15 protein-coding genes are annotated in these 12,561 nt (G+C 48.0%); 6 read left to right on the top strand and 9 right to left on the bottom strand.

Features of this window, described 5'->3' with window-relative positions; genetic code table 11:
* Positions 1-158: 158 nt before the first annotated feature.
* The 6 genes from napF to EJO50_RS08175 all read left to right on the top strand — a co-directional run bounded on the left by napF (position 159) and on the right by EJO50_RS08175 (position 5,644).
* Entirely contained in the window at positions 159-638 is a 480-nt protein-coding gene (napF, locus tag EJO50_RS08200) for a ferredoxin-type protein NapF (RefSeq protein WP_125973194.1), read from the top strand.
* A complete protein-coding gene (locus EJO50_RS08195; protein ID WP_164521457.1) occupies positions 635-916 on the top strand; it encodes a chaperone NapD in 282 nt (93 codons plus the stop codon). The genes napF and EJO50_RS08195 overlap by 4 nt, the downstream gene beginning before the upstream one ends.
* Positions 913-3,453 (top strand): nitrate reductase catalytic subunit NapA, encoded by a 2,541-nt coding sequence (napA, locus tag EJO50_RS08190; RefSeq protein WP_125973190.1) that lies wholly within the window; start codon positions 913-915, stop codon positions 3,451-3,453. The genes EJO50_RS08195 and napA overlap by 4 nt, the downstream gene beginning before the upstream one ends.
* A gap of 142 nt (positions 3,454-3,595) precedes the next feature.
* Complete coding sequence (locus tag EJO50_RS08185) at positions 3,596-4,039, top strand: nitrate reductase cytochrome c-type subunit (RefSeq protein WP_125973188.1); 444 nt, start codon at positions 3,596-3,598, stop codon at positions 4,037-4,039.
* Between the two features lie 18 nt (positions 4,040-4,057).
* A complete protein-coding gene (locus EJO50_RS08180; RefSeq protein WP_125973186.1) occupies positions 4,058-4,756 on the top strand; it encodes a NapC/NirT family cytochrome c in 699 nt (232 codons plus the stop codon).
* 309 nt (positions 4,757-5,065) lie between these two features.
* Entirely contained in the window at positions 5,066-5,644 is a 579-nt protein-coding gene (locus EJO50_RS08175; protein ID WP_125973184.1) for a hypothetical protein, read from the top strand.
* 236 nt (positions 5,645-5,880) lie between these two features.
* On the opposite strand, the gene EJO50_RS08170 is transcribed toward EJO50_RS08175, so the two are convergent.
* The 9 genes from EJO50_RS08170 to ppsR form a co-directional block, all read right to left on the bottom strand.
* Positions 5,881-6,330: a CZB domain-containing protein gene (locus tag EJO50_RS08170; RefSeq protein WP_125973183.1), complete on the bottom strand. Its 450-nt coding sequence runs from the start codon at positions 6,328-6,330 to the stop codon at positions 5,881-5,883.
* A gap of 516 nt (positions 6,331-6,846) precedes the next feature.
* Entirely contained in the window at positions 6,847-7,482 is a 636-nt protein-coding gene (gene yfcF, locus EJO50_RS08165) for a glutathione transferase (protein ID WP_125973181.1), read from the bottom strand.
* Between the two features lie 28 nt (positions 7,483-7,510).
* On the bottom strand, positions 7,511-8,002 hold the full coding sequence (locus EJO50_RS08160; protein WP_125973179.1) for a GNAT family N-acetyltransferase: 492 nt from the start codon (positions 8,000-8,002) through the stop codon (positions 7,511-7,513).
* 162 nt (positions 8,003-8,164) lie between these two features.
* Entirely contained in the window at positions 8,165-8,440 is a 276-nt protein-coding gene (locus tag EJO50_RS08155; protein ID WP_125973177.1) for a hypothetical protein, read from the bottom strand.
* Positions 8,441-8,846: 406 nt separating this feature from the next.
* On the bottom strand, positions 8,847-9,650 hold the full coding sequence (gene map, locus EJO50_RS08150; protein WP_125973175.1) for a type I methionyl aminopeptidase: 804 nt from the start codon (positions 9,648-9,650) through the stop codon (positions 8,847-8,849).
* An 88-nt stretch (positions 9,651-9,738) separates the two neighbouring features.
* Complete coding sequence (minE, locus tag EJO50_RS08145; RefSeq protein WP_125973173.1) at positions 9,739-9,999, bottom strand: cell division topological specificity factor MinE; 261 nt, start codon at positions 9,997-9,999, stop codon at positions 9,739-9,741.
* 3 nt (positions 10,000-10,002) lie between these two features.
* On the bottom strand, positions 10,003-10,812 hold the full coding sequence (gene minD / locus EJO50_RS08140) for a septum site-determining protein MinD (RefSeq protein WP_125973171.1): 810 nt from the start codon (positions 10,810-10,812) through the stop codon (positions 10,003-10,005).
* A gap of 23 nt (positions 10,813-10,835) precedes the next feature.
* Positions 10,836-11,546: a septum site-determining protein MinC gene (gene minC, locus EJO50_RS08135; protein WP_125973169.1), complete on the bottom strand. Its 711-nt coding sequence runs from the start codon at positions 11,544-11,546 to the stop codon at positions 10,836-10,838.
* Between the two features lie 180 nt (positions 11,547-11,726).
* A complete protein-coding gene (gene ppsR, locus EJO50_RS08130) occupies positions 11,727-12,545 on the bottom strand; it encodes a posphoenolpyruvate synthetase regulatory kinase/phosphorylase PpsR (protein ID WP_125976373.1) in 819 nt (272 codons plus the stop codon).
* Between the last annotated feature and the right edge of the window lie 16 nt (positions 12,546-12,561).

The raw sequence follows: 12,561 nt of genomic DNA, 5'->3' as shown, positions 1-12,561 counted from the left end.
ATGTAGTTTAAGCGTGTTATAAGCGTCGGCCTTGTTTTGCTTACCCCTAAAGAGGTAAATGCAGGGGGGTTTTTGGGCTTACACCTCTAAAGAGGGATTGTATGTATTACAACTGCAGCCTAACCTTAGAAACTTACCATATTTGATTGGCTGTCGTAGTGGATCATTCTCGCCGAAACTTATTGTTTGGTCGCCGTCCGCAAGCGCCTGTCGCGCCGCGTCCTCCTTGGGCGACGGCGCATTTTTTGGATCGTTGTACCCATTGCGGTGATTGTTCTGCTGCCTGCCCTACGCAAATTATTAAAGTGGGTGATGGTGGTTTTCCAGTTGTGGATTTTACACAGGCCGAATGCAGCTTCTGTGGTGAGTGCACACAGGTATGCACCAGCCTGGCTTTGGATCAAAGTGTCAGTCCGCCCTGGCGAATCCACGCAAAGATTAATGAAAGCTGCCTGGCTGAGCGTGGTGTCGAATGCCGGATTTGCGGCGAAGCATGCGGCGAGCAGGCCATTCGTTTTCAGCTGGCAGTTGGTAAAGTAGCTCATCCCTTTGTTAATGCAGAACAATGTACAGGCTGTGGTGCCTGTGTTTCGTCCTGCCCAAGTCAGAGCATTCGTTTGCTGGAGCTGGTTGCATGAATATTTTTAGTCTTGTGATTCGGGCCGTTCCCGATCATTTAGAAAACGTCAGAGCGGCGGTGTTACTGGTGCAAGGGGTCGAGTTGCACCTTGAGCATGAGGGGCGTCTGATTATTACGGTTGAAGATGTGCCGGGTGTCCGCTCTTCAGATTTACTCAAGCAAATTCAAGATATCCCCCATGTTGCATCAGCCACACTGGCTTATGAATATTGTGACGAAGAATTATCCCAATCCCCTTTATTGACATCAGAAAAATCTGAGGAGCGCTTATCATGAGCCTGGATCGCCGTGAATTTATTAAAATATCTGCCGTAGCCGCAGCGGCTGCCAGCGCAGGTATTCCGCTTGCAGGTGCCGCACCAAAACCCATGCCTGCTACGGCGGGTGATGGCAAAAATAGTATTCGCTGGGATAAAGCTCCCTGCCGGTTTTGCGGCACGGGCTGTGCGGTGCTGGTGGGTACACAAAATGGTCGTGTGGTGGCTACGCAGGGGGACCCAGATGCAGAAGTGAACCGGGGTTTGAATTGTGTGAAAGGCTATTTCCTGTCCAAAATTATGTATGGCGAAGATCGCTTAACCCAGCCTTTACTGCGAAAGAAAAACGGCCAGTATCATAAGGATGGTGAATTCACCCCGGTTAGCTGGGATGAAGCGCTTGCCGTTATGGCAACAAAATGGAAAGACGCACTGAAAACCAGCGGGCCGGAATCGGTAGCCATGTTTGGCTCGGGGCAGTGGACTATTTATGAAGGCTATGCCGCATCCAAGCTGATGAAAGCAGGTTTCAGATCCAATAATATTGACCCGAATGCACGCCATTGCATGGCCAGTGCCGTGACCGGTTTTATGCGCACCTTTGGTATGGATGAGCCTATGGGGTGCTATGAGGACATTGAAGCTGCGGATGCCTTTGTGCTCTGGGGCTCGAATATGGCTGAAATGCACCCTATTTTGTGGAGCCGCATTACTGACCGGCGTTTGTCCAATCCTAAAGTTAAAGTTTCGGTGCTCTCAACTTACGAGCATCGCTCGTTTGAGCTGGCCGACATTGGTTATGGTCTGGTTTTTACCCCGCAAACCGACTTGGCGATGATGAATTTTATCTGCCATCACATTATCAAAACTGGCCGTGTGAATCAGAAGTTTGTAAAAGATCACTGTAATTTCAAAATTGGTGAAACAGATATCGGTTACGGATTAAGACCCAAGCATCCGCTTGAAGCAAATGCAAAATCGAATGGCTACCCCGATGCTAACGGTAAGCCTAAAACCAATCCTAACGAGATGAAAGACGGCTCATTTGAGCAGTTTTCAAAATTTGTATCTGATTACACGGTCGACAAAGTCAGCAAGCTCTGCGGCATTCCGGAAGACCGCTTAATTGCGCTGGCCGAGCTGTATGCTGATCCAAAAATCAAAGTGACCTCGTTCTGGACCATGGGCTTTAATCAGCACACCCGTGGCACATGGGCGAACAATATGATTTACAACATCCACTTGCTGACAGGTAAAATTTCCGAGCCGGGTAATAGTCCGTTCTCACTCACTGGCCAGCCTTCGGCCTGTGGTACGGCGCGTGAAGTAGGCACCTTTGCCCATCGCTTGCCTGCTGATATGGTGGTGACCAATCCTGAACACCGCAAACATGCCGAAGAAATCTGGCGCATTCCTGAGGGCACCATTCCTGCCAAAATCGGCTTACATGCGGTGGCAATGGCGCGTGCGATTAAAGATGGTAAGGTGAAAGTTTACTGGCAGATGTGTAATAACAATATGCAGGCTGGCCCGAATATTAATGAAGAGCTGTACCCGGGCTGGCGCAGGCCGGACACTTTTATTGTGGTGTCTGACCCTTATCCAACGGCATCGACTCTGGCTGCCGATCTGGTGTTGCCAACTGCAATGTGGGTAGAAAAAGAAGGTGGCTTTGGTAATGCCGAGCGTCGTACCCAGCTATGGCGCCAGCAGGTGGATGCACCTGGTGAGTCCAAGTCTGATTTGTGGCAGCTGATGCAATTTGCCAAGCGCTTTAAGGTTGAAGATGTGTGGCCTGCAGATTTGATTGCCAAACAGCCTGCGGTAAAAGGTAAAACGTTGTACGACGTATTGTATGTAAATGGCAATGTGGACAAATTTAAAGCTGCAGATCAATTTAAAGGCTTTGAAAATGTTGAAGCCAAACTTGCCGGGTTTTATGTTCAGAAAGGTTTGTTTGAAGAGTATGCCCAGTTTGGTCGAGGTCACGGACATGATTTAGCACCGTTTGATCTTTACCATCAGGTGCGTGGCTTGCGCTGGCCGGTGGTGAATGGCAAAGAAACCAAATGGCGTTATCGCGAAGGTTATGATACTTACGTGAAGAAAGGCGAGGGCGTGCGTTTCTATGGCAATAAAGATGGCCGGGCCAATATTATTGCCCTGCCTTACCAAGCGCCGCCGGAAATGCCCGATGCCAACTTTGATATGTGGCTCTGCACGGGACGCGTGTTAGAACACTGGCATACCGGCACCATGACCCGTCGCGTGCCGGAGCTGCATAAGGCGGTGCCGGAGGCGATGGTGTTTATGAACCCGAACGACGCTAAAAAACGTGGCTTGCAGCGTGGCATGCTGGTGAAAGTATCGTCTCGCCGTGGTGATATTAAAGCCCGCCTGGAAACGCGCGGCCGCAATAAACCGCCGGTAGGGCTGATTTTTATCCCTTTCTTTGATGAGGGGCGTCTCGTGAATAAGCTGACGCTGGATGCGACTTGCCCGATTTCCAAACAGACCGACTTTAAAAAATGTGCGGTGAAAGTGGTAAAGGCTTAAGGACCGGATATTGAGCATGGCGGGGCAACCCGCCTGAGTACCACGTGGTATAAAATGGCGGGTTTCACCCGTCTTATGAAAGGGGCTGGTGGCTAACGGATCGTAATCATTTAGCCGTTTGCCTGCCTTAAAGGAGAGAAAAATGAAAAAATTAATGCCGATGCTGGCTTTGTTTCTGAGTTTCTGTATGGTTTTGGCCCCTGTAACGCAGGCAGAGGGCATGAAATCCTTGCGTGGCACTGAGGCTGTTAAAGGTGACGCGCCTTCTGAAAATTATCGCTGGGAAAAAGACCGTAAGCCTTTGCCGCGTCAGTTTGTACAGCAGCCACCGTTAATTCCGCATACCACCAAGGGCTATCTGGTTACTAAAGAGTTTAATAAGTGCCTTGATTGTCATAGCTGGGATCGCACGGCAGACACTGGTGCAACTAAAGTATCAATTACACATTTTAAAACACGCGGTGGTACCGAGCTGACTAATATTTCGCCGCGCCGGTATTTCTGTCAGCAATGCCATGTACCGCAAACAGATGCCAAACCACTGGTGGATAATACTTTTAAGCCAGCCGATGGCTTGGTTAAATAAGCGGAAAAGGAATGACAAATGAGCGATGAGACCAAGCCTTCACTGAAAGCACGGCTCTGTGCACGGATGCAAGCACTACGCAGTATGCGCATCGGTTATGTTGGTGTGATTGTGGCGTTTTTTGTGGGGATTATTTTCTGGGGCGGCTTTAATACCGCACTGGAGATGACCAATACTGAGAAATTCTGTTTAAGTTGCCATGAAATGGCTAGCAATGTGTACCCGGAATACCAGGAAACTGTGCATTACACTAACCGTTCGGGTGTTCGTGCTACTTGCCCGGATTGCCATGTTCCGCATGAATGGGGTCCGAAAATGTGGCGTAAGCTTGAGGCTTCTAAAGAAGTCTGGGGCAAGCTGACCGGCTACATTAATACACGTGAAAAATTTCTGGATAAGCGTCTCGAGCTAGCAGAAAACGAATGGAAAAGGATGAAAGCAAATGATTCTCAAGCCTGCCGTAACTGTCATAACTACGAATATTTTGATTATATGGAGCAAAATACCCGCTCGGCCAATGCCCACCAAAAAGGCTTATCTGAAGGCATGACTTGTATAGACTGCCACAAAGGCATTGCGCACCATTTACCTGCCGTCAATCAGAATGTGGGGCCAGATGGTAAGGGTGTCAGCAAAGACGTCATGCACCCCGCATCGCCTAAGCCAGCAGTTAAAGCTGAAAATGCCAGCGAGGAAGAAATCGCAGGTACGCAGTAAAAATTGGATTTCGAGTCAGGCAGACAAAGCGGGCATCTTCGGATGTCCGTTTTTTTTGTCTGAAGCAAAGTGGGGTGTGGTGAATGGCTTTGTTTTATACGAAGAAAACTGGTGGTTTTTAAAAGGGGTATTACTGGCTTAGATAGCTTACTTAGCCCATGAGCGAAAATTGCATTTTATTTGTACTCCGATCGCGTATTTTATCCGTAGGGGCATGGACAGCATCTTGGTGAAATTTATAACAATGCTGACTTTTTTGTTAAAAATTGTAATTTGTTCTGGTGTATTTTAAACCGATGGGGGGTTGCTATGCATTCGATCCGTAGTGCTATTGGGTCACTGTTTGGAATATCTGGTACTAAAGCGGCGGCTTCGGTATCTGGCGAGGCGAGTCATAAAAGTAAAAATGTCTCGATGGGAAGGATAGTTGCGGTTTGTGATCATACTTCCGTTTTATCTACGAAGTATTTATCAGATTGCTCCGCACTCGCTGTGTGTTCCGGCTGGAACGGGGCGGTGTACGAAAGCCGTACACTGATGCATTTGACAGGTAGTGCTTTAGATTACGGTCTGATTGAGTTTGATGTTTACAAGCTGCTTTTTCAGGTTAAGACACACTTAAAAGGAGGGGATAAAGTGATCTGGGTTGCAGGACTTGATTGTCAATCCAACCTCAGGATGGGGATTAATATCGCTCAGATGAGCCGTACAAAAAATCAGCCAATACTAGAACTTCTTCAGATGAACGGGATAGAGGTAGAAATTGCAGGCTCGGATGCTGTAACTATTTTCCCTGACGGGTCCTTCAGGCTTGGTGAAGGGGTGGATAGCAGGGGTGTTTTAAGTCAGCAGGATAAGGAGGCTTTGTTCGCCGTCATTAACGAATAGCATGCAATATTTTTCGTGTTTTTGCGGGGATGTTTTTTCAGCGCATCCCCGGTGAAAACACCCACGGGTAGTGGTCTAACTAATACAACTGTCAGAGAGTCTGAGTAATTTACATGCGAATACTTGCTTTAAATTTGGCGCCTTTAGCAAGTTTAGTGCTGAGTACCCTTGGCATTGGGTTAATTGCCAAAGATATTTACATAATTTTAGTTGCTTGATTTTACATTCACTCCAACCTAGGTAGGTTTTCTGGCCGCAACAAATAAACGTACTAATTCCAGCTGGTTTTTATTTGAAGCTTGGCGAAACTTACCTTTTAGTAGAGCTTCAGCAGCAGCAGGCGCACCTGCCTGGTATTGCATGAGCACTTCAGCAGCACAAAAATGGAATTCTGAATGAGCTGTACATGCAGAGTGATATTCAGGGTAATGAGAAAAACTTAATTTTCCTGGTCCATGCAGCCACCTCCCAAGCTCGCACTGGTTGTCTTGGGCAATGATGCTAACGTCAAGAGACTCCTTTCCTTTCCCGTCCAGCTCATTTTTTAATTTGGTTTTCCAGGCCGTGTGGGCATCCAGAACCTGTTTTAAATTCAATCCGGCAAGGACTCCTTCTTCGGAATCAACCACCAATTCTGCCTTTTCATTCCCGGACAATCGTTGCCGAAGCCAATCCATCAATGCCATATTTATCACTCCCTTGTTTATTTTAATATTTAATGTAATTACATTAGCATTTGTTTATATTCATTACAATTAACCTGATCGGTAATTGTCAGGGATGCAAAAATATGTTAGTCATTTAGGACGCATTGGATTTTTGCTGTTTCTGTATGCAATAGACCGCTCTGGTTGACACTTTTGCGTATGCTTAGCAGCTGATTATGTAATGGTTATTTAAATTAATTTTTTGGTGTTTTATTAAAGGAAAAGGCGAAATGGTTATTCTTTGGCTATTTTGCACCAGGGCAAAAAACTTGACAGGTTGAGGTGTTTCGGTAAGAGGCTGTTTGTTTTTAATGATTGATTTGGATGAAATGATAGTAAGGGTGTATATCCGAAATCAGGAAAAAGAAGACGAGGGGCATGGTTAAATAAAGCGGATCTGTGAGGCTTACTGATGCTTTCGAGGTGTTTTTCTAATGGCCCCCAGCTTTATTTGAGGGCCTGTTTAGTAAAAAGTGTGTTGTGGCTCATATTTGCTTATCTGCGTGTTCGTGCAATCCATTGCTGCACAGCAGGTCTTTGCCATTGTATGTTCGCGTAGCTCTCTAGTTTTGCGGGTACAGGATCACCGTTTTTAATCAGGCGTTGCAGCATCAGCGCAAGGTCGGTGTCGGCAATGCACCATTGATCAAACAGTTGGGTCTGATGATCTTGAATCAGTAAATCAGCCGTGGCAATCAGCTTCTCAGCGGCGGCTTGGCCTTTAGTGCTTAGTGGCTGATCGCTGGGCGAAAAAAATACCACATTGGTTGAGCGTTCAATGCGTAAATCGAGTAGATCACTACGCAGCCAAGCCTGAATCTGCCGTGCTTTGGCACGCTGACGCAGATCTGCCGGATAAAGCGCCGCGTAGTCTGGCGCGGGGAAGCGCTCTTCCAGGTATTCGCTAATGGCGGAAGATTCTGATAAAGCAAAATCAGCATCTTGTAAGGTCGGCACGCGGCTGGTAAGAGATTGTTGGCGGAAGGTGGTTTGCTGTTGCTCACCGGCATCTAAATCTAGGGTTTTGATTTCGAAAGGCAGGTTTTTTTCCAGCAATGAAACAAATACCGACATCGCATAAGGGCTAGTGAACAGTGAATCTACATAGAGGGTAAAGGGGGCTGGATTCATGCTGGATGCCTTGTGAGGATTGAAAATATCAGGCCGTCTTACATCGGGCCATCATAAATACATCAACAAACTGACCGTTTCTGAATGCATAGTTTTTACCTATGCCTTCTTTAATAAAGCCATGCTTTTCATAGAGGGCGAGGGCGGCTAAGTTGTCGGTGTAAACAGACAGCTCTATGCGGCTGATGGCCTGCCATTGTTCAGCCGTTTCGATCGCGGCCTGCATCAGTGCATCGGCTATGCCTTGCCGGCGGGCGTTGCTTTTAACCGCCATGCCTATCCCTGCCACATGCTTACGGCGCGGGTTTTGTTCGATATGCAGGCCTAATTGCCCAAGTACCTCATCCTCCCTGACTGCCACCAAGCTGATGGCGTGGCCGGGGGGATTACTCAGACGAGATTCCCAAAGCTCGGCAGACGGATACGGGCTTTGTAGCGTGGCCGCATAATTGCTGGGTTCGGCATACAGCTGGCGAATTTGCTCTATATCTTTTCTTTCGCTATGGCGAATACTAGGCATGCCTACCTCCTGAATATGTAAGTTGAGTGTATCAAATCACTACTTATAGAGTCAGGTTTAATTGGGGAAAAAGGAAGAGCTGTGTTTAAAAGCGTAAAAAAAGAGGCGAATCCTCGCCTCTTTTTAGCTTAAAGCTTACGCAAGCTGCAGGTGTTTAACAGGCTACTGAATCATGGACAAATAATAGCCGATCGGAAAAACCAGCAATCCCATGCCAGAGAGCAGCATTTTTCCCGGCCAGGCGGCCATTTGCCAGCGGCGTAAGCAAAATACGGCAGCAAGGGGAAAAGCCAGCAGCATGCCTGCCGCCCAAAACCAGTTTTTATTGCCCAGTGCCGTCATTAAAGACACCATCAGGCCAACAAAACACAAGGCCACGCCGATGGAAAACACAATCACGAGCAGGCCAATCAGCCAGGGTGAAGTAAGAAGAAGCACAGTTTTGTTCCTGCATTGTAGGGCGGGTGAAGCCCGCGTATTTTTCAGCGTTGCTCGCGGGTTTTACCCCTTAGGCGCTAACCAAAGTCAAAAGCCATTTTTTTTTGTGCCTTCGGCACATTAATTTTGGTGCGGGCGTCCCGCTGGACCTTCCTTTCTTGCGCGGCAGAAGGCCGCCCCAAACAGCACGAAGGCCCCTTACTGCGGACAATCGAGGTGGCGTCAATTCAACTCGCTTCGCTCAAACACGAATTGACGACGGCCCCACCCCGCTTGTTCCTCGCTTCGGCGTGCTTCAGGGGGACTTAAGCCCCGTGCCGAGAGCGTGGGCATAGGGTTTTTTCGCTGTTTGCTCATGAAAAAACGATTTGGTTAGCGCACATGGGGTTTCATCCGCCCTACATGATTAAATTGCGTAGCTATCAGGGCGGGCAGGTGTGCCTGCTGATTGTGTCAGCACTTCATAACCGGTTTCGGTGACTAAAATGGTGTGCTCCCACTGTGCGGACAGGCTGCGATCTTTGGTGACAATTGTCCAGCCATCGCTCATGCCTTTGATGTCGCGTTTGCCTGCATTAATCATCGGTTCAATCGTAAAGATCATGCCTGCCTGCATTTCCGGGCCTGTGCCTGCTTTGCCGTAGTGCAGTACTTGAGGATCTTCGTGAAATTTGCTGCCGATACCGTGGCCGCAGAATTCACGCACGACCGAGTAACCTGCACCTTCAGCATATTTTTGAATGGCTGCGCCAATATCGCCAAAGTGCGCGCCGGGTTTTACCTGATCAATTCCGATCCACATGGCGTTATAGGTTACTTTCGCCAGGCGGCGTGCGGGCGCAGAAACATCTCCTACCAGATACATACGGCTATTGTCGCCATGGTAGCCGTCTTTGATAACGGTGATATCCAGATTGACGCAGTCGCCGCTTTTGAGTGGCTTATCAGCAGGAATACCGTGGCAAACGACTTGGTTGACCGAGGTGCAAATCGCTTTTGGATAGGGTGTATAGCCGGGTGGGCAGTAATTAAGTGGTGCAGGAATAGTGCCTTGCACATCTCGCATATATTCATGGCAAAGGCGATCAATCTCAGCCGTTGTGACGCCTACTTTTACAAAGGGCGTAATGTAGTCCAGTACTTCGCTGGCCAATTTTCCAGCGACGCGCATCTTGGCGATATCGTTGCTATTTTTGATAACTATAGACATGAGTGGGCCTCAAAATGGCGAAGAGAGTGTTGGCAGAGCCAGCCTCTCTTCGCAGGGTATTCATCTAAGCAGTAGTAATTTTTGTGCCTTAGCGCTTATTGGCTTCTGGTAGCACAATGTTTACTTCTAGTACTTCAAAGTCATCCTTGCGATCAAGTTGCACAATGATGTCTTCCGGGTTGATTGCTACATATTTGGAGATGACGGCGATCAGCTCTTTTTGCAATTGGGGCAGGTAGTCTGGAGTGCTTCTACCGTTTCTTTCATGAGCCAGAATGATTTGTAGGCGCTCTCTTGCAACGGAGGCTGTTTTTTTCTTTTCACCAAAGAAATAACTAAGAATAGACATGCATTAACCCCCGAATAACCGTTTCCACAACGGCGCTTTGGGTGCTTCAACAAAACGCAATGGACGCTCTTCACCCAGAAAACGGGCGACCACATCTTTGTAAGCCTCAGAGACATCACTGCCAGCAAGGTGAATGGCCGGGCTGCCCGAATTAGACGCTTGCAAGACACTTTCGGATTCCGGAATCACGCCAATTAATTTAATGCGCAGCAGGTGCTGTACGTCATCAAGCGATAGCATCTCGCCTGAATCGACGCGCTTAGGGCTGTAGCGGGTGACCAGTAAATGTGTTTTTACGGTGCCGCCGTCTTCTGCGCGTTTGGATTTTGCATCCAGAATGCCGATGATGCGGTCGGAATCGCGTACGGATGAGACCTCGGGGTTGGTGACAACGATCGCTTCTTCGGCAAAATACAGGGCCATAAAGGCGCCCGTTTCAATGCCGGCCGGGCTGTCGCAAATGATATAGTCAAAGCCGGATTGTTCCAGCTCTTTCAGAACTCTTTCTACACCTTCTTTAGATAATTCGTCTTTATCACGGGTTTGTGAGGCAGGTAGAATGTAAAGATTGTCACAATTTTTGTCTTTAATCAGAGCCTGGTTGAGTGTGGCTTCACCTTTAATGACGTTTACGAAATCATAAACAACGCGGCGCTCGCAGCCCATAATTAAATCAAGATTGCGTAAGCCCACATCAAAGTCAATAACGGCAGTTTTAAGGCCACGCAAGGCTAGGCCAGAGGCGAAGCTCGCACTGGTGGTGGTTTTGCCCACCCCACCTTTGCCGGATGTGATAACGATGATTTTTGCCACTATAAATCCCCTGAGTACTTTATTTAGTTAGTTTCGTTTAATGCTTCGATTACGATTTTTTCCTGATCCAGATAAATTTGTGCTGGTTTGGTTTTAATCGAATCAGGTAGGTCTTCTTGTAATGAGCGATAAATGCCGCCAATTGAAACCAGCTCCGCTTCCATGCAGGTGGTAAAAATTCTGGCCTGATTCTCGCCCTTTGCACCCGCTAGTGCACGGCCACGTAATGGGGCGTAGACATGTATGTTGCCATCGGCAATTACTTCAGCGCCTGCAGACACCAGCGCCAGTACAATCAAATCGCCACCCTTGGCATAAACCTGCTGCCCGGTGCGTACCGGGCGGGTAATGACTAAGGCTGGCGGGGGAGGAGCTGCTTTGCCGTAGGGCAGGGGCGCTGTGAGTGAGTCATCTTGTAACACCACCAGTCCTGCTGCCGAGGCCGCAAGTTTTTGATCGCTGTTGCCGCCGTGTACTGCAATGGGGCACAGACTAAATTGCTGTAAAAGCCGCACCAGGGTGCTTATTTCCAGTGCGGAAGGCAATTCGGGCAAGCTGCTGAAATCAATAATAAGTTGTTCGCCTGCCAGAAAGTGCTCGCGCCCGCCCAGTTTTTCAAATAAAGCGGCTTCTAACCTGGCTGGGTCAAGTGTGGCCGGAACGAAAGACAGTAGTTTAATGCTGCTGCTTTTAAATTCAAAAATGCTGTCTAAGTCAGTAGCAGAATTTGTCATGCACGTAGGCCAAGTAAGCGTTTGATCGGTGAAGTGTGGGAGTTTACCGCGTAGCGTTACGTCAAGGAAGCTGTGTTATAGCGTAAGCGCAAATGAGTTGATACTACGGGGCTCAGTTTGATGCTTCATATCCACAGTTTTGTGGGCTGCATTGCAGTGGGGCAGGCCCACTGCTGCATTTTAATAGGCGCGTCTTACCAGGCCGGTACGATGCATGATGGTTGTTGCTAGCTCTTCTATCGACATTCGGGTGGTGTTGAGATAGGAAACGCCTACATGACGCATGAGCGCTTCAGCTTCGGCAATTTCAAAGCGGCAATTTTCGATTGATGAGTATTTGCTGTCAGGTTTTCTTTCTTCGCGAATTTCTGTGAGTCGTTCCGGCTCAATGGTTAAGCCAAATAGTTTGTTTCTGTAGGGAAGCAGAAGTTTTGGCATGGTGTGATTGCCAAAATCTTCAGGGGTCAGCGGGTAGTTGGCCGCTTTAATTCCAAATTGCAGGGCTAAATAGAGACAGGTTGGGGTTTTTCCTGATCTGGAAACGCCAACTAGAATTAAATCGGCTTCGGATAAATCTCTGGGCATCACGCCATCGTCGTGGTTGAGCGTGAAATTAACGGCATCGATCCGGTTTTTATGTTCTTCAAAATTAATAATCGAATGTGATTTGCCCACGGTATGCGATGAATCCTGGCCAAGCTCGGCTTCTAAGGGGCCGATGAACATTTCAAAGAAATCAATTACCAGCGCCTCGGGTACATGGGTGAGTTTACGGATTACTGGGTCAACAACTGTGCTGAAAACCAGCGGCCTGCAGCCATCAATTACCGAGTGTTTGCGGATTTCCAGAGCGACTTCTATGGCTTTTTCCGGGGTATCAACATAGGGCAGGGTGACACGATGAAAAGTAACGTCTTCAAATTGTGTGAGTAAAGAGTGGCCGAGCATTTCGGCAGTAATACCAGTCCGATCGGAGACAAAGAAAGCCGTTCGACGCATCATAAATCTCCAAATA

Origin of the sequence: Iodobacter ciconiae, assembly GCF_003952345.1 — a bacterium.
Taxonomy (GTDB): domain Bacteria; phylum Pseudomonadota; class Gammaproteobacteria; order Burkholderiales; family Chitinibacteraceae; genus Iodobacter; species Iodobacter ciconiae.
This window is presented reverse-complemented; position numbering and strand designations above follow the sequence as displayed.